This window comes from Pseudomonas sp. 57B-090624, assembly GCF_003234055.1.
Classification (GTDB): Bacteria; Pseudomonadota; Gammaproteobacteria; order Pseudomonadales; family Pseudomonadaceae; genus Metapseudomonas; species Metapseudomonas tohonis.
Genome location: NZ_QKRU01000009.1, coordinates 53,086 through 70,037, shown reverse-complemented (window position 1 = coordinate 70,037; position 16,952 = coordinate 53,086). Strand labels below are relative to the sequence as shown.

The 16,952-nt window shown below is 66.1% G+C and carries 13 protein-coding genes; 9 read left to right on the top strand and 4 right to left on the bottom strand.

Annotation, left to right across the window (positions count from 1 at the left end; all coding sequences use genetic code 11):
- Nucleotides 1–58: 58 nt before the first annotated feature.
- From DMX10_RS06145 to arsH, 5 genes are all read left to right on the top strand, one after another.
- Nucleotides 59–988, top strand: coding sequence for a MurR/RpiR family transcriptional regulator (locus DMX10_RS06145; protein ID WP_111260261.1), 930 nt, complete (start codon nucleotides 59–61; stop codon nucleotides 986–988).
- Nucleotides 989–1,111: 123 nt separating this feature from the next.
- Nucleotides 1,112–1,453 carry a metalloregulator ArsR/SmtB family transcription factor gene (locus DMX10_RS06140; RefSeq protein ID WP_111260260.1) on the top strand — a complete coding sequence of 114 codons (342 nt, stop codon included), beginning with the start codon at nucleotides 1,112–1,114 and terminating at the stop codon, nucleotides 1,451–1,453.
- 20 nt (nucleotides 1,454–1,473) lie between these two features.
- Complete coding sequence (locus tag DMX10_RS06135) at nucleotides 1,474–2,757, top strand: arsenic transporter (protein ID WP_111260259.1); 1,284 nt, start codon at nucleotides 1,474–1,476, stop codon at nucleotides 2,755–2,757.
- 16 nt (nucleotides 2,758–2,773) lie between these two features.
- Nucleotides 2,774–3,241 (top strand): arsenate reductase ArsC, encoded by a 468-nt coding sequence (locus tag DMX10_RS06130; RefSeq protein ID WP_111260258.1) that lies wholly within the window; start codon nucleotides 2,774–2,776, stop codon nucleotides 3,239–3,241.
- Nucleotides 3,242–3,254: 13 nt separating this feature from the next.
- Nucleotides 3,255–3,953 carry an arsenical resistance protein ArsH gene (arsH, locus tag DMX10_RS06125; RefSeq protein WP_111260257.1) on the top strand — a complete coding sequence of 233 codons (699 nt, stop codon included), beginning with the start codon at nucleotides 3,255–3,257 and terminating at the stop codon, nucleotides 3,951–3,953.
- On the opposite strand, the gene DMX10_RS06120 is transcribed toward arsH, so the two are convergent.
- Together DMX10_RS06120 and DMX10_RS06115 are read right to left on the bottom strand one after the other, a co-directional pair.
- Nucleotides 3,921–4,619: a phytanoyl-CoA dioxygenase family protein gene (locus DMX10_RS06120; RefSeq protein ID WP_111260256.1), complete on the bottom strand. Its 699-nt coding sequence runs from the start codon at nucleotides 4,617–4,619 to the stop codon at nucleotides 3,921–3,923. The genes arsH and DMX10_RS06120 overlap by 33 nt on opposite strands.
- A gap of 54 nt (nucleotides 4,620–4,673) precedes the next feature.
- Nucleotides 4,674–5,129, bottom strand: coding sequence for a GNAT family N-acetyltransferase (locus DMX10_RS06115; protein ID WP_111260255.1), 456 nt, complete (start codon nucleotides 5,127–5,129; stop codon nucleotides 4,674–4,676).
- Nucleotides 5,130–5,480: 351 nt separating this feature from the next.
- Between DMX10_RS06115 and DMX10_RS06110 the strand changes: the two genes are divergently transcribed.
- Nucleotides 5,481–14,102, top strand: coding sequence for a glycoside hydrolase family 94 protein (locus tag DMX10_RS06110; protein WP_111260254.1), 8,622 nt, complete (start codon nucleotides 5,481–5,483; stop codon nucleotides 14,100–14,102).
- Nucleotides 14,103–14,410: 308 nt separating this feature from the next.
- On the opposite strand, the gene DMX10_RS06105 is transcribed toward DMX10_RS06110, so the two are convergent.
- On the bottom strand, nucleotides 14,411–14,641 hold the full coding sequence (locus DMX10_RS06105) for a hypothetical protein (RefSeq protein ID WP_111260253.1): 231 nt from the start codon (nucleotides 14,639–14,641) through the stop codon (nucleotides 14,411–14,413).
- Nucleotides 14,642–15,010: 369 nt separating this feature from the next.
- Between DMX10_RS06105 and DMX10_RS06100 the strand changes: the two genes are divergently transcribed.
- Together DMX10_RS06100 and DMX10_RS32760 are read left to right on the top strand one after the other, a co-directional pair.
- Nucleotides 15,011–15,343 carry a hypothetical protein gene (locus DMX10_RS06100; RefSeq protein WP_111260252.1) on the top strand — a complete coding sequence of 111 codons (333 nt, stop codon included), beginning with the start codon at nucleotides 15,011–15,013 and terminating at the stop codon, nucleotides 15,341–15,343.
- Nucleotides 15,344–15,463: 120 nt separating this feature from the next.
- Nucleotides 15,464–15,622, top strand: a complete 159-nt coding sequence (locus DMX10_RS32760) for a hypothetical protein (protein WP_158545581.1) — start codon at nucleotides 15,464–15,466, stop codon at nucleotides 15,620–15,622.
- A 12-nt stretch (nucleotides 15,623–15,634) separates the two neighbouring features.
- On the opposite strand, the gene DMX10_RS06090 is transcribed toward DMX10_RS32760, so the two are convergent.
- Nucleotides 15,635–15,952 carry a DUF3509 domain-containing protein gene (locus tag DMX10_RS06090; protein ID WP_111260250.1) on the bottom strand — a complete coding sequence of 106 codons (318 nt, stop codon included), beginning with the start codon at nucleotides 15,950–15,952 and terminating at the stop codon, nucleotides 15,635–15,637.
- Nucleotides 15,953–16,122: 170 nt separating this feature from the next.
- On the opposite strand from DMX10_RS06090, the gene DMX10_RS06085 reads away from it, so the two are divergent.
- On the top strand, nucleotides 16,123–16,851 hold the full coding sequence (locus tag DMX10_RS06085; RefSeq protein ID WP_021220183.1) for a Crp/Fnr family transcriptional regulator: 729 nt from the start codon (nucleotides 16,123–16,125) through the stop codon (nucleotides 16,849–16,851).
- The last annotated feature ends 101 nt before the right edge of the window (nucleotides 16,852–16,952 follow it).

Sequence of the window (16,952 nt, the reverse complement as noted above, 5' to 3'; positions counted from 1 at the left end):
TCCGCCGCCATCGGATACACTCGCCCACCCGCCCTCCAGACCGAACTCAGCGACCGCCATGACTCCAGCTCCGAACGATCTGACTGTCTACACCTCGCCGATGATGCGAAAGCTGGCATCGGCCTCGCCGGACCTGCAACCGTCGCTGCGCAAGGTGGCGGACTTCATCCTTCGCCACCCGCTCAAGGCGGCGACGCTGACCATCGAGGAGCTGGCGCAGGAAACCTCGACCTCGGCGGCGGCAGTCAATCGCCTGGCCCGCGCACTCAAGCTGCCCGGCTTCACCGCCCTGAAGGCCGCCCTGGTGAGCACGCTGCAGGACCTGGTCTCCCCCGTGGACAAGTTGCGCAACGAGCTGGCACAGCGCCCGGACGGCGCCTTCGGCCTGCATGAACAGATCCAGGTCGCCAGTGGCAACCTGGGGTCGGCGGCGAGCAGCAACAGCCCCAGCACCTTCGAGGCCTTCGTCGACTGCCTGACCCAGGCCCGCCGCATCTACATCCTCGGGTTCGGCAACAGCGCCTACATGGCCGGCCTGGCCGCGGCGAACCTGATGCCCTATTGCGCCGACGCGGTGGCCATCAGCATGGAAGGCGGCAACGAGAATGCGGCCTACCGCCTCGCGGCGATCACCGAGCACGACGTGCTGCTGGCCATCTCGCTGCCACGCTATTCGCTGGACACCATCCACCTCGCGCGTTTCGCCAACGAGCGAGGGGCGCGGGTACTGGCCATCACCGACTCGCCGGCATCCCCCCTGGTACGGCTGGCCGAGCAGGTGCTCTTCGCGCCCGCCGACCACCCGGTATTGATCAGCTCCAACACCGTGGTGCTGGCCCTGATCGAAAGCCTCGTCGCCGCCGTCATGACCCGCAACAAGGAAGCGGTGAAACTCGCCGCCGAGCTCACCGAGAGCGTGCTGTCCTACCTGCACGTGCAGGCCGAACAACCCCGCCCGCGCCGAGCGATCCGCAAGCGCAAGGAGTGATCGCGGCGCGCCGCGACCGGTCGCCCCTCGCACGGCCGGGCGGGCGATGCCCATGAAACCTGGGGTTTCCAGCACATATGGATTTCCGTATATTCGAAAATCCATATGCAATAGGAAGCTGCCGTGCTGACCCCGCCCGAGCTGTTCAAGTGCCTGGCCGACGAGACCCGCGCACGCGCCACATTGCTGATCACCGCCCACGGAGAGCTGTGCGTCTGCGAGCTGATGTGCGCGCTGGACGAAAGCCAGCCCAAGGTATCCCGTCACCTGGCCCTGCTGCGTAGCAGCGGCCTGTTGCTCGACCGCCGCCAGGGGCAATGGGTCTATTACCGGCTCAACCCGGCGCTGCCGGCCTGGGCCGCTGAGGTACTCGAGGCCACCCTGCAAGCCAATGCCGACTGGCTGGCGAGCAACACCGCCCGCCTTTGCGACATGGATGGACGCCCTGTCCGCACCTGCTGCTGACCCCGCCTGGAAGAGCCCCCATGCTGATTGCCGCTGCCGTTTTCCTGCTCACCCTGGTCCTGGTCATCTGGCAACCCAGGGGGCTTGGCGTTGGCTGGAGTGCTGCGCTGGGCGCCCTCCTCGCCCTCGTCGCCGGGGCGGTATCGCTGCAGGACATCCCCACCGTCTGGGCCATCGTGTGGAACGCCACCGCGACCTTCATCGCGGTCATCATCATCAGCCTGTTGCTCGACGAGGCCGGCTTCTTCGAGTGGGCCGCGCTGCACGTGGCCCGCTGGGCGGGTGGCAGCGGCCATCGCCTGTTCGCTTTCTGCGTATTGCTGGGCGCCGCCGTATCCGCACTGTTCGCCAACGACGGGGCTGCGCTGATCCTCACCCCCATCGTCATCTCGATGCTGCTGGCGCTGCGCTTCAGCGCCGCGACGACGCTGGCCTTCGTCATGGCGGCCGGGTTCATCGCCGATACCGCCAGCCTCCCCCTGGTGGTGTCGAACCTGGTGAACATCGTCTCGGCGGACTACTTCGGCCTGGGCTTCGCCGAGTACGCCTCGGTGATGGTGCCGGTCAACCTGGTCAGCGTCGCGGCGACACTGCTGGTCCTCTACCTGTTCTACCGCCGAGACATCCCGGGACGCTTCGCCCCCGAGGGCCTGAAGGCACCCGTCGAGGCGATCCGCGACCGTCCGACCTTCGTCGTCGGCTGGTGGGTGCTGCTGTTGCTGCTGGTGGGCCTGTTCGCCCTCGAGCCGCTGGGCATCCCCATCAGCGTGGTAGCGGCCATCTGCGCGGCCATCCTCTTCGCCGTGGCGGCCAGGGGACACGTCATTTCCACGCGCCGGGTGCTGCGGGAAGCCCCCTGGCAGGTCGTGGTCTTCTCGCTGGGCATGTACCTGGTGGTCTACGGCCTGAAGAACGCCGGCCTGACCGACGCCCTCACCCAGGTTCTGAACCGCCTCGCCGAGCAGGGCCCATGGGCCGCGGCCCTGGGCACCGGGCTGCTGTCGGCGGCCCTGTCATCGGTCATGAACAACATGCCCAGCGTGCTGATCGGCGCCCTCTCCATCCAGGCCAGCGAAGCCAGCGGCATCGTGCGCGAGGCGATGATCTACGCGAACGTCATCGGCTGCGACCTGGGCCCGAAGATCACCCCCATCGGCAGCCTGGCCACCCTGCTCTGGCTGCACGTACTGGAGCGCAAGGGCATCCGCATCACCTGGGGGTACTACTTCAGGGTCGGCATCCTGCTGACCTTGCCGGTCCTGTTGATCACTCTCTCGGCCCTGGCCCTGCGCCTGGCCATCTGAACGAATGGAGCACCGCATGCGAGTCCTCTTCATGTGCACGGCCAACAGCTGCCGCAGCATCCTTTCCGAAGCCCTGTTCAACCACCTGGCGCCCGAGGGTTTCGAGGCCGTCAGCGCCGGGAGCTTCCCCAAGGGCCAGGTGCTGCCACGCAGCCTCACGACCCTCCAGCAGGCCGGCATCGCCATCGACGGGCTGAGCAGCAAGGGCAACGATGCCTTCGAGAACGATCCGCCGGACATCGTCATCACCGTCTGCGACAAGGCGGCGGGTGAAGCCTGCCCGGTGTACTTCGGCCCGGCGCTGAAAACCCATTGGGGCCTGGAAGACCCCTCCGAGGTGCACGGTGACGAAGAGCAGGTGGCGGCCTTCCGGGCCACGCTGGCACGCATCGACGCGCGCTGCCGCGCCTTCTTCGCCTTGCCCTTCGGGCAACTGGGGCGCGAGGCGCTCAAGCGTGAGCTGGACAGGATCGGCACCCTTTGAGCGAGCGCGAGCGATGAAAGACCCCCTACCGAATCTCGATCCGACCCTGTTCGACGCACCACCACCGGCCCATGAGGCCAGCCTGCACAAGCCGCGCATCCTGCTGCTCTACGGCTCGACGAGGGAGCGTTCCTTCAGCCGCCTGCTGACCGAAGAAGCGGCGCGACTGCTGGAGCACTTCGGCGCGGAAACACGCCTGTTCAATCCCTCCGGCCTGCCGCTACCGGACGATGCGCCGGTGGAGCATCCCAAGGTCCAGGAGCTGCGTGACCTGATCCTCTGGTCGGAGGGCCAGGTGTGGTGTTCGCCCGAGCGTCACGGTGCGGTATCGGCCGTGTTCAAGGCCCAGATCGACTGGGTTCCCCTGGCCCTGGGTGCCATTCGGCCCACACAGGGCAAGACGCTGGCAGTGATGCAGGTCTGCGGCGGCTCGCAGTCGTTCAATGCCGTCAACCAGCTGCGCATCCTGGGTCGCTGGATGCGCATGTTCACCATCCCCAACCAGTCCTCGGTGCCGAAGGCCTACATGGAGTTCGACGACGCCGGCCGCATGAAGCCGTCCGCCTACTACGATCGCGTCGTCGATGTGATGGAGGAGCTGGTGCGGTTCACGCGGCTACTGAGGGATCATCCCGAGCTGGTGGATCGCTATTCGGAGCGCAAGGAGGCCGCGCAAGCGCTATCCGAACGGGTCGACCTGGGTTCGATCTGATCCTGCCGCCGGCGGCTCGAACCACTCCACCGCCTCCATCCGGACACCCCGCAGGCCCGCCGTCTGCAGGTGCGACGCATGCAGCGCCCCGGCGTAGTAGGCGATGAGGACGGAGCGGCGGCGCGTGCCGAGCAGGTTCAGGCTGCCCGCATGCACCAGGTCGACGTCGAACACGAGGATGTCCCCCGCTGTGCCGGAAAGCGGCACGGAGCGGGACTCGTCGCTGAAGTCGAACGGCATCTCGCCCGGCGCCGGTCGGTGGCTGGCGGGCACGATGCGGGTGGCGCCGTTGCCGGGGCCGTAGTCGTCGAGGAAGACCAGGGCGTTGGCGATGTCGCCCGGGCGGTACGTGGAGAGGTCACGGTGCAACGGCTGGTGGCCGCCGCCCGCCAGCGGCTCGCGGCCTTCCGCCTGGGCGAGGAAGAAGCGCTCGCCGATCAACTCGCCCACCACCGCCAGCAGCGACGGCAGGCGGCACACCGCCCGCACCCTCGGATCATGGTCCAGCAGCGAGTGGCGCCAGTCCCTGCCGCGCGGTACGGGCCATTGGTCCGAGGGCTTCACGCCGGCATCGAAGGTGGCGCGCAGCGCATCCAGCCACTCGGCGGGGACCGCCTGGCGCAGCAGTGCATAGCCGTCGCGATGGAGTTGTTCCGGATTGCTCATGGTGCTGTCGATGTCCTTATCGTGGGTATGTCCCGCAAGCCGCTGACCCTGCGATCAGGCGCCCTGGGCGCGCGGGCGGAACTTGACGAAGACCAGCTCGGGGTCGCCCTCGTCCAGGTTGTCGATATGGCCGCTGGGAACGAAGCCCAGCTTGGCGAGCAGGCCGCGCATCGGCGCGTTGGAGGCGTTGGTGGAGGTGAACATCTTGGCGCCGGTGCCCTGCCCCTCCAGCGCGCCGATCAGGGCGGAGGCGATGCCGCGACGCCGCGCCGACTCCCTCACCACCAGCCGCGGGATGAAGTCCTGCTCGAAGAAGGCGTCGTTGATCACCCCGTAGCCGAGCAGCGCCGATGCAGCGTCCGCCTCGGTGGCGACCCAGCACTGGCCGGCGGCCACGGCGGTGGCGATGAAGTGCCTACGGCCCTGTTCCGGGCAGGCGATGGGGTCCAGCGCGCAGAGGGCGGCGATGTCCCCATCCAGGGCGGGTCGTATGTGCGGTCGGTTGGCCATGTGTCGAGCGGAAGCCGTGGTTGCGGAGCCGCCAGTGTAAGCGCCGGCTCACTCTGTTCGCAGCAGTTGAATTCGTTTCGCCAGCTGTGCCAGCCGTCATCACTTCGGCGCCACCTTCTTCGGACGATGCCGCACCGCACAGGAGACCGGCGCGCAGCCAGCCTCTCTGCCCACAACGCCGCACACGGCTATGTTCGCTAACGAACAGACGACACGGACGCCGCCCGATAGGCTCGTCAACCTTCAAAATTGCCCTCGGGCAACACGCCGCTTCATCGAGCCATCTACCCCGGCTCACCGCCACCACGCCTGCTGCGCTCGATAGGCAGGCGCGTCGTGCAAGGGACCCATATGGATAGCATTCGTACCCGCGCCTGGCTGGCGCGCCTGCATTTTCGCTACGCACAGTGGCGTACCTCACGACGCAAATTCGAGTATGAGCCCATCCTCCGCGCGGAACTGTTCAGCAGCGAGCAGATGGCCGCATACGGCGCCTGGCTGGCCCAGCACCACCATGTAGGCCGGCATCCGGTCCGCGATACGTTGCTGGCACGCCTGGCGCAGAACGAGATCACCCTGACCAGCAGTTGCCTGGCCCTCAACAGCGCTCCCGGGCCGAACCAGAACGTCACACCGGCAGCGGAATGGCTGCTGGACAACTTCTACCTGGTCGAAGAGCACATCCGCACCGCCAAGAGCCATCTGCCAAGAGGCTACAGTCGTGAGCTGCCACGCCTGGCAAGCGGCCCGTCGGCGGGCCTGCCCAGGGTCTACGACATCGCGCTGGAAACCATCTCCCATGGGGATGGCCGGGTCGACGGCGAGAGCCTGAGCCGCTTCGTCGCGGCCTATCAGAGCGTCACGCCCCTGACCCTGGGCGAGCTATGGGCGATCCCCATAATGCTGCGCCTGGCGCTGATCGAGAACCTGCGGCGCGTCGCCTCGCGGGTGATGGTCAACTGGGACGAGCACATCCTGGCCAACGACTGGGCCGACCGCCTTATCGAAACCGCCGAACGGGACGCCAAGAGCGTGGTGCTGACAGTGGCGGACATGGCGCGCTCCGCCCCTCCGCTCACCGCGTCCTTCGTCGCTGAGCTGACAAGACGCCTGCAGGGGCAGAGCGCCGCACTGGTCCTGCCCATGACGTGGATCGAGCAGGCACTTGCCGAAGGAGGCCTCAGCATCGAGCGCCTGGTGCGCCTGGACGCCCAGCAGCAGGCTGCCGAGCAGGTCTCGATCGGCAACAGCATCGGCAGCCTGCGCCTGCTCTCGGCTACCGACTGGCGTGAATTCGTCGAAAACCTGAGCCAGGTCGAACAGGTGCTACGCACAGATCCGGCGGGCATCTACCCGCTCATGGACTTCGCCAGCCGCGACCGCTATCGACACGAGGTCGAACGCCTGGCCAGGACCTGTGCCCGCAGCGAAGAGGACGTCGCCGAAGCCGCTGTCCTGCTCAGCGTCGCCAACCCGGAGACGGCCCCGACCGGGCACGTGGGTTACTACCTGATCGACCATGGCCTCGCCGAACTGGAACGGAGCATCGCGGCGCGCATCCCAATGGCCCAGCGCTGGCAGCGCCTGCTGCGAAGCGCACCCCTGGCGTTCTTCCTGACGCCCGCCCTGCTCCTCACGCTGGCGTTTGCCTGGCCATTCATCGACGCCTCGCGGCGCGATGGCGTCCCGACCTACCTGCTGGTACCGCTCGCCATCGGCGCGCTGCTGATGACCAGCCGACTGGCCATCGGCCTGGTGAACTGGCTGGTGACCCTGACCGTCGTACCCAACCCCTTGCCACGCCTGGACTACAGCAAGGGCATCCCGAGGGATGCCTGCACCCTGGTCGTGATACCCACCTTGATCGCCCATGCCGGAGACGTCGAGGAACTGGCCGAAGGCCTGGAAGTCCGCTATCTCGCGAACCGGGACGGCAACCTGTACTTCGCGCTGCTCACTGATTTCCTGGACGCCCCCACCGAGGTGATCGACGCGGACGCTGGCCTGCTGGGCATGGCGCAGCTGCAGATCAAAGCGCTCAACGCGAAGTACCCGAACAGCGAGGGAGATCGTTTCTTCCTGCTCCACCGGCCACGGCAATGGAACCCGTCCGATCGGACCTGGATGGGGTATGAGCGAAAGCGCGGTAAGCTCGCGGAACTCAATGCGCTGCTCCGAGGACGAGGTCGGGAGCGCTTCGCGCTGATAGTCGGTGACATCGACGCGCTGCCGGCGGTCCGCTACGTAATCACCCTGGATACCGACACCCAGCTGCCACGCGATGTCGCCCGCCAGCTCGTCGGCGCCATGGAGCACCCGCTCAACCGTGCGACCTTCGACCCGCGCCTGGGACATATCAGCAGCGGCTACGCCATTCTCCAGCCACGCATCGGCATCAGCCTGCCGAGCACGGCAAGGTCGGCCTATGCCCGCCTTTTCGGCAGCGATGCCGGTGTGGACCCTTACACGCGTGTCGTGTCGGATGTCTACCAGGACCTGTTCCAGCACGGCTCCTTCATTGGCAAAGGCATCTATTGCATCGATGCGTTCGAGCAAGCCCTTGAAGGTTGCTTCCCGGAAAACTGCATCCTCAGCCACGACCTGATCGAAGGATGCTACGCGCGCTCAGGCCTGCTCAGTGACGTGCAACTCTACGAAGAGCACCCCGCCCGCTACAGCGCCGACGTCAAGCGCCGTCACCGCTGGATTCGCGGTGACTGGCAACTGCTGCCCTGGGCGCTGCCCTGGACGCCCTGCCCCGAAGGCGGCACCGAACGCAACCGCCTGAGCGTCCTCGCACGCTGGAAGATCCTCGACAACCTGCGGCGCAGCCTGGAGCAGGTGGCGCTCCTGGGCATGCTCGCCTGGGGCTGGCTGGTGTCCTCCCAGCCCTACATCTGGACCTCTGCACTGGTACTGCTGGTGCTCGCCCAACCGCTGCTGAACACATTGCTGGAGCTACTGCGCAAAACCCCCGAGATTCCGCTTCGCGAACACCTGTCGGCGGCCTTTCGAACCTCCGGCATGCACTTCACCCGTGCACTGCTGAACCTAGCATGGCTGCCTCACGAAGCGCTCTATAGCCTCGATGCGATCATCCGGACCCTGTGGCGCATGGTGGTCAGCAGGAGGCACCTGCTGGAGTGGAACGCCTCCCGGGAGGTGGAGCGAAGCACCGGCAACGCGTTCCTCGGCCTTTATCGCAGCCTGTGGATCGCCCCACTGCTGGCGCTGTCGTTGCTGGCTCTGCTGCTGCCCAACCCCGACGTGCTGGTACTGGCCAGCCCCTTCCTGACCATCTGGCTGGTCAGCCCGGCCCTGGCCTGGTGGCTCAGTCGCCCCGCGGCGATCGCACATTTCTCCTGCTCCACCGACGACCTGCGTTTCCTGCATGTGCTGGCGCGCAAGACCTGGGCCTTCTTCGAGCAATATGTCGGCCCGGAGGACAACTGGTTGCCACCGGACAATATCCAGGAGCAGCCACGTGCCGCCATCGCTCATCGGACCTCACCCACCAACATGGGCATGGCGCTGCTATCCCATCTGGCCGCCCATGACTTCGGCTACCTGAGCGGTGGCTGCCTCCTGGATCGCCTGGAGCGGATGCTGGCCAGCATGGCCGGGCTGGAGCGCCATCGCGGCCACTTCTACAACTGGTACGACACCCGCACCCTCCAGCCCTTGCCGCCGCGCTACGTTTCCACCGTCGACAGCGGCAACCTTGCCGGACTGCTGCTGACCCTGCGTCCCGGTCTCATGGCACTGGCTGATGAACGACTGCTGGATCGGCGCGTGGCCGGTGGCCTGATGGACGGCATCGACACCGTTCTCGACGCGCTCCTCGCAACCGACCTTGATACCCGTGCGCTGATCGATCTGCGCGGCGAGGCCGAGGCGATGAGCGTGCAGAGCGGACTCGCGGACATTCCCCGGATGATCGGGCTGCTGCAGAGAACGGCAGATACCACCCGCCTCCTGTCACCAGGGGACACGACGGACGCAGCATTCTGGATCGACCAGTTGCATGGGCAGTGCATGGACCAGCAGCAGGAGCTGCAGCGTTTCCAGCTGCCGGAGCCCCTCCAGGCGAGCGATGCGGAACACAGCACCTGGCGCCGGATGGCCCAACTGGACGCCCGCCTCTGGAGCCCCGAACACCAGGACAGGGTGCAGGCGGTGCGCACGCTCGCCGCCGGGCGTGTGCAGGCCCTGGAGCGGCTTGCGGAAATGGCGGCCGCACTGGCGGACATGGATTTCACCTTCCTCTACGACACACGCCGAGACCTTTTCGTGATCGGCTACAACGTCGATGAACGTCGGCTCGACACCGCCTTCTATGACCTGCTCGCTTCCGAGATGCGCCTGACCAACTTCGTCGTCATCGCCCAGGGCCAGTTGCCGCAAGAGGGTTGGTTCACCCTTGGCCGGCTGCTCACCAGCAATGGTGGAGTACCGGTGCTTCTGTCCTGGTCCGGCTCGATGTTCGAGTACCTGATGCCCCTGCTGGTGATGCCCGGCTACGAAGGCACGCTGCTCGACCAGAGCTGCCGCGCGGCGGTGGCCAGGCAGATCGAACATGGCAATCAGAACGGCATTCCCTGGGGGGTTTCCGAATCGGGCTACAACACCCTCGACGCACAGTTCAACTACCAGTACCGCGCCTTCGGGGTACCGGGGCTGGGCCTCAAGCGCGGCCTCGGCGAAGACAGGGTGGTAGCCCCCTACGCCAGTGTCCTGGCCCTGATGGTGGCGCCCGAAGCCGCCTGCCGTAACCTCCAGCGCCTGGCATCGCTGGGCCTCGCGGGCCGCTTCGGACTCTATGAGGCGGTGGACTTCACAGAGGCGCGCCTGCCCCGTGGGCAGTCCTCGGCCATCGTCCGCTCCTTCATGGCCCACCACCAGGGCATGAGCCTGCTGGCACTCACCTGCCTGCTACTCGACCGCCCGATGCAGCGCCGCTTCGAGTCCGTGCCGCAGTTCCAGGCCACCCTGCTTCTGCTGCAGGAGCGTGTCCCCAAGAGCGCGGTCCAGTACATCCACGCCACCAACGCGCCGGCTGACGAAGCCACGCGCCAAAACGAAACCAAGCTGCGCGTCTACGCTGATCCAGGCCGCAAACGCCCCGCCGTGCAGCTGCTCTCCAACGGTCGCTACCACGTGATGCTGAGCAACGCCGGTGGCGGTTACAGCAAACGGCGCGACCTGGCGATCACCCGCTGGCAGGAAGACTTCACCCGGGATGGCTACGGCATGTTCTGCTACCTGCGGGATGTCGCCAGCGGCGCCTACTGGTCGGCTGCGCACCAGCCGACCCTGCGCCACCCGGAATTCCATGAAGCCATCTTCACCGACGCACGAGCTGAATTCCGTGTTCGCGAATGCGACTTCGACAGCCACATGGAGATCGTCGTATCCCCGGAGGACGACATCGAGCTCAGGCGCCTGCACCTCACCAACCGCAGCCGCACGAGACGGAGCCTGGAGCTGACCAGCTATAGCGAGGTGGTGCTGGCACCTGCACTCAGTGACGCGATGCACCCGGCCTTCAGCAACCTCTTCGTGCAGACCGAGCTGCTGCGTCCGCTACAGGCCATCGTCTGCACCCGCCGCCCCCGCGCCAGCGACGAGGCGGTGCCCTGGATGTGCCACCTCCTGGCAGCGCACGGCGTGGACATCGACAGCATTTCCTACGAGACGGACCGCGCCCGTTTCATCGGCAGGGGACGCACGGTGGTAGCTCCGGCGGCCCTGGCCGAAGGCACGGAACAGCTCTCCGGCACCGCCGGCCCGGTACTGGACCCCATCGTGGCCATCCGCTGCCGCATCACCCTGGACCCCAACCAGACAGCCACCATCGACCTGGTGACCGGCATCGCGGACAGTCGCGAAGACTGCCTGCACCTGATCGAGAAATACCGCGACCGCCATCTGGCCGATCGCGTCTTCGACCTCGCCTGGACCCACAGCCAGGTGCTGTTGCGCCAGCTCAACGCGACAATGGCGGATGCCCGCCTGTTCGAGCAGATGGCGGCTGGCATCCTCTATGCGAATGCCGCACTGCGCACCGACCAGGCGACGCTGGTTGCCAACCGGCGCAACCAGTCAGGGCTATGGGGTCAAGGCATATCCGGCGACCTACCTATCGTTCTGCTGCAGATCGCCGCTCCTGCCAGCATCGAACTGGCCAGGCAGATGGTGCAGGCCCACACCTACTGGCGGCAGAAAGGCCTGGCGGTGGATCTCGTGATCTGGAACGAGGACCAGGCCGGCTACCGCCAGCACCTTCAGGACCTGATCATGGGGCTGGTCACCTCCGGCAGCGAGGCCAACCTGGTGGACCGCCCCGGCGGTATCTTCGTGCGCCCTGCACAACAGCTCTCAGGCGAGGACCGAACCCTGATCCTCGCCGTGGCACGCCTGGTGATCAACGACAGCAAGGGCAGCCTCGCCGAGCAGGTCCAAAGGCGCCGGGCCGAACCATCGCTGGGCCGCTTCGAGCCATCCGCCGCAGCCCCGCAACCACGTGCACTGCCGCAAGACCTGCCGCGCCCACCGCAACGGGTGCTGACCAACGCTTACGGCGGCTTCAGTGCCGACGGATGCGAATACATCATCGACGTGCAACGCGACCGCCCCACCCCGGCGCCCTGGGTCAACGTACTGGCGAACCCGAAGCTCGGTAGCGTCGTCTCCGAAAGCGGCAGCGCATACACCTGGGGTGAGAACGCCCACGAATACCGGCTCACGCCCTGGCACAACGACCCGGTCAGCGACCCCAGCGGCGAAGCCCTCTACCTGCGCGACGAAGACAGCGGTCACTACTGGTCGCCAACCCCCCTGCCCTGCCCGGGCCGCGGCGCATATCGAATTCGCCACGGCTTCGGCTACAGCGTCTTCGAGCACGAGGAGAACGGCATCAACACCGAGCTGTGGGTCTACGTCGCCCTGGAGGCACCGATCAAGTTCTCCCGGCTCAAGGTACGCAACAGCTCCGGCCGGCCCCGCCGGCTTACGGTGACCAGCTACGTGGAATGGGTGCTCGGCGACCTGCGCAGCAGATCGGCCATGCACCTGGTCACCGAAGCTGACCCCTTCAGCGGTGCGCTGCTAGCGCGCAACGCCTACTCCATCGACTTCTCCAGCCGAGTGGCCTTCCTCGACACCGATGCCGAGAACCCGGGATTCACCGGCGACCGCACCGAGTTCATCGGACGCAACGGCAACCTGGCATCGCCGGCCGCGTTGGAACGTGGACGCCTGTCCGGCCGCACCGGCGCAGGCATGGACCCTTGTGGCGCATTCCAGGTGCCCTTGGTACTGGACGAGGGTGAAAGCCGCGAGATCGTCTTTCGGCTGGGCTTCGAGAACGATGCCAAGGCGGCCAACCTTCTGCTGCTCAAGCATCGGGGCACCCTGGCCGCCATCAGTGAACTGGACAAGGTGCGCAGGTACTGGCGGGACACCCTGGGCGCCGTCCGTATCGAGACGCCCGATCCATCCATCGACTTCATGGCCAACGGCTGGCTGATGTACCAGGTCATCGCCAGCCGCTTCATGGCACGCAGCGGCTACTACCAGTCTGGCGGTGCCATCGGCTTCCGCGACCAGCTGCAGGACTGCATGGCGATGGTCCATGCCGACCCGGGCTCCGCGCGCCGTCACCTGCTGCTCTGCGCCGCGCACCAGTTTCCCGAAGGCGACGTGCAGCACTGGTGGCATCCACCGCAGAACAGGGGCGTGCGCACGGGCTGCTCGGACGATTTCCTCTGGCTGCCGCTGGCCACAAGCCGCTATGTCCAGGTCACCGGGGACGTCACTGTGCTGCACGAAAAGGTCGGCTATATCGAAGGTCGTCGGCTGAACGCGGGCGAAGAGTCCTACTACGATCTGCCGGGCCACTCGCCTCTGGAGGAAAGCCTGTACCAGCACTGCGTGCGAGCCATAGAGAACAGCCTGCCGCGCGGTGAACGCGGACTGCCCCTGATGGGTTGCGGTGACTGGAACGACGGCATGAACCGGGTGGGCGAGCAGGGACAGGGGGAAAGCGTTTGGCTGGGCTTCTTCGGCCATGAAGTCCTGCTGCGATTTGCCGAGATGGCCCACCTGCAAGATGACACCTCGTTCGCCCAACGCTGTACCGAACAGGCGCAACTGCTGAGTGCCAGCCTGGAAGAACATGGCTGGGACGGAGGCTGGTATCGACGTGCCTATTTCGACAACGGACAAGCGCTGGGATCGTTCCGCAACGAGGAGTGCCGGATCGACTCCATCGCCCAGAGCTGGGCGGTGCTTTCCGGCGTCGCGCCGGACGACCGTGCCCGCCGCGCCATGGCCGCACTGGACGAGCATCTGGTTCGCCGAGATATCGGCATCGTGCTACTGCTGGACCCACCGTTCGATCACAGCTCGCTGGACCCCGGCTACATCAAGGGCTATGTGCCAGGCGTCAGGGAAAACGGCGGCCAGTACTCGCATGCCGCCGTCTGGGCAAGCATGGCCTTCGCCCGGCTCGGCGACAGCAAGCGGGCCTGGGAGCTGCTGCACATGATCAACCCGGCCGGCCAGCACGGCACCGCGCGGATCGAAACCTACAAGGTGGAGCCCTACGTAATGGCGGCGGACGTCTACGGCGCTGCGCCCCATGCAGGCCGTGGTGGCTGGAGCTGGTACACGGGTTCGGCCGGGTGGATGTACCGCTTGATCGTCGAGTCCCTGCTGGGCCTGCAGCGCAACGGCACCACACTGCGCATCCAGCCGCTGCTGCCCGCGCATTGGCCGGGCTATACCCTGCACTACCGATTCGGAGCAACGCGTTATCGGATCGAGGTCCGTCCGGCCGGCAGCGGCAGCGGTTCACTGAGCCTGGATGGGCAGGTGCAGGCCGATGCGACCCTGGTGCTACGGGACGACGGCGGCGAGCACCAGGTCGTGGCGCTGTACCGAGCAGCCTCGGCAAGCCTTGAGCAGGCCTGACCGGGGCGGAGCTCAGGGGGCCGGCGGCCCCACGAAAGGCACGATGCAGGGCTCGGGAGGGTGCTTCCGGGCGACTGCGGGGGGATCGGATGGGTCCGGGAAGGAATAGCGCTCGGCGCGTGAATAGATAGGCCGTTGCGGAGCCCGCTCTGCCGCGATCTCAGGATGGGAAAAGAGGATATCGAGCAGGGGATCGTTGTGGCATGGAATCTTCATGGGGCCCTCGAAGGCAACCCGGCTCTGCAGGATCTTGTTCCGGGGCCTTGAGCTTAGCCAGGCTCGCATGCGACTTCGGTGCGTTGGCGCGCTTAACGGGCAACCCGGCGTCGCAGGCAGGCGCTGTCGAAATCATCCAGCACATGGGACGCGTGGATCAGGTCCCTGCCGGAGGCGTACAACGACGCATGGCGCCGCTGCCGCGAGCAGGGGGCCAACAGGTGGATGATGGTCGGGGTGTCGTCCGGGACGCTCTCGCGCCGTATCAACCGGATCACATTGCCGCTTTCCCGGTCGATGACGAAGTAGAAAGGAAGCCGCATGCCCTGTAGCCCACGGCCGCTCATGGCTGCGGCCCCTGGTGTAACGGCTCGCCCGCAGGCCCATGGATATCCCTCTCGTCGGTTTCCAGACAACGCCTGAGCAGCAACTGTCCTGCGGTGACCTGAAGCGGGAAGCGCCTTGCCACAGGCTTGCCGGGCCGACGGACCAGATTGGGATCGGAATGTCTTTTCATCTCTACCTCACAAGGCTTCGCAGGTGCGCTCGCTCCTGGCGAGCATCGCAGATGCTCCCGTCGGCCTCGGTGCGTTAGGGCGCTTAGGGCCGATATAAGTGCTCCAACGCACCGACACCCATGGGCGAAGTCTGCAATTGTACGGACTACCCTCAACCCAGACCCGGGAAGCACCATGACCGTTTCGATTGCAAGTGCCACGCCCCCACCGGGCCACATACCCGAAACCGCTCAGGAACGGGCGATACGTGCACGACGGACCCAAGAACTGCAGCAGTTCCTGATCGCCATCGACGCCATCATCAGAAAACGCTGCGAGCTTTCCCCGGAAGAACGCAGCAGCGCTGCGAGTGAACTGCAGGCCCGTTACGAAGCGGCACGCAACGCCATGGATGCGTTGCAGGCATCACTCGCCCGCCGCGCCATCCGCACCCTGCAGCCGAGAGCCTGTCAGACGACCGGTGCGGAGCTCCTGAAGGCCTGCAGGCCGGAGCGACGCTACGAGTAGAGTCCCCACGCCCACGGTACCGACCTGTCTCGCCCCATCCGGATCGTTTCCCACGTTCAAATGAACGCTCCGCCACCACGGCGGACGGAGGGATTCATGCACACGCCAGAGGAAGACCGCATGGACGCGCTCGAATCGAACCCCGTCGATCCGCCGGAACGGCGCAAATCGACACAGGACAAACGCCAGTTCCTTGAAGCACTGCGCGCCGAAATCGCCCTGTACGACAGGCAGCTGTCCTTGCCCCTGGATACTCCCGGCAAGCCTGACAGGCGCTAGCCTGTCGCCCCCTCACTGAGGCCTTGCCATGAACGGTTTCTTGCCAAGGCGCAGCGGCATGCCGCTGTAGGTGGGCAACTCAATGCCGGCCCGGTGGCCATCCGTAGCCAGCCAGAGCTCCCCCCCTTTCCTCAACTTGAGATCCAGCTGAATCTGCTTGACCAGGGCGTCAAGCTGGTCAGCATCGGCCAATGCACCGGCGGCAACTACTCTCAGGTAGCGATTGCCCGCCCGCTCGAGGCACACCACCAGGCTACCGCCCGGTCGCGCGCTCATCGTCACACTGTGTTCGGGAAAGGAGTTGGCGAGATAGGTGGTAATAGGTTTCATGGGCCCCCCTGGGAGCGACGGATCTGTCCGCAGCCCCGTAGGTTGCACGAGCCATCCCCTGGCGTCTGTACGCCAGCGCACCCATGGAGACCAGGAAGGCACCGTACGTGGACGCGTAAGTGGAGTAGTGTGGGCCACCTGGGGCCTCCACTTCCCCCTAGGCGACCACTATGACCCGCATACCCAAGCCCCAGCAGAACCACCTGCTGTCCGCATTGCCGGACGACGCGCGCAAGCGTCTGCAGCCCCACCTTGAGCTCGTCGAGTTCCCGCTTGGCAAGGTGCTCTACGAATCAGGCGACGCCATGCGCCATGTGTTCTTCCCCATCGACGCCATCGTTTCCCTGCTCTACGTCATGGAGAACGGCGCATCGGCAGAGATCTCGGTGGCAGGCAACGAAGGGATGATCGGTATCGCAGTGTTCATGGGCGGCGAAAGCACGCCCAGCCGCGCCATCGTGCAGAGCGCCGGCTACGCCTACCGGTTGCCGGGGCAACGTCTGAAGGACGAATGCAACCGCCATGGCGAGATGCTGCAACTGATGCTGCGCTACACCCAGGCGCTGATCACCCAGATGGCCCAGACCGCCGTCTGCAACCGCCATCATTCCATCGACCAGCAGCTGTGCCGCTGGCTGCTGCTGTCGCTGGACCGGCTGTCCGGAAACTCGCTGAACATGACCCAGGAACTGATCGCCAATATGCTCGGGGTGCGTCGCGAAGGCGTTACCGAGGCTGCTGGAAATCTGCAACGCCAGGGCGTGATCGAATACAGCCGTGGCCACATCAGGGTGCTGGACAGGGCCAGGCTCGAAGCGTTGAGCTGCGAGTGCTACGCGGTGGTGCGCAAAGAGACCGAGCGTCTCCTGCCCTACCTGCCTTCCCAGGACACTGCCTGAACGGTAGTGATCAAGCCTCGCCCCCCCACCGCCACCAGAATCCCGACTCGATTAGCAACGTGAGCCCCGTAACGCCAGCCGAGGAGCGCGCAGGGTAATCT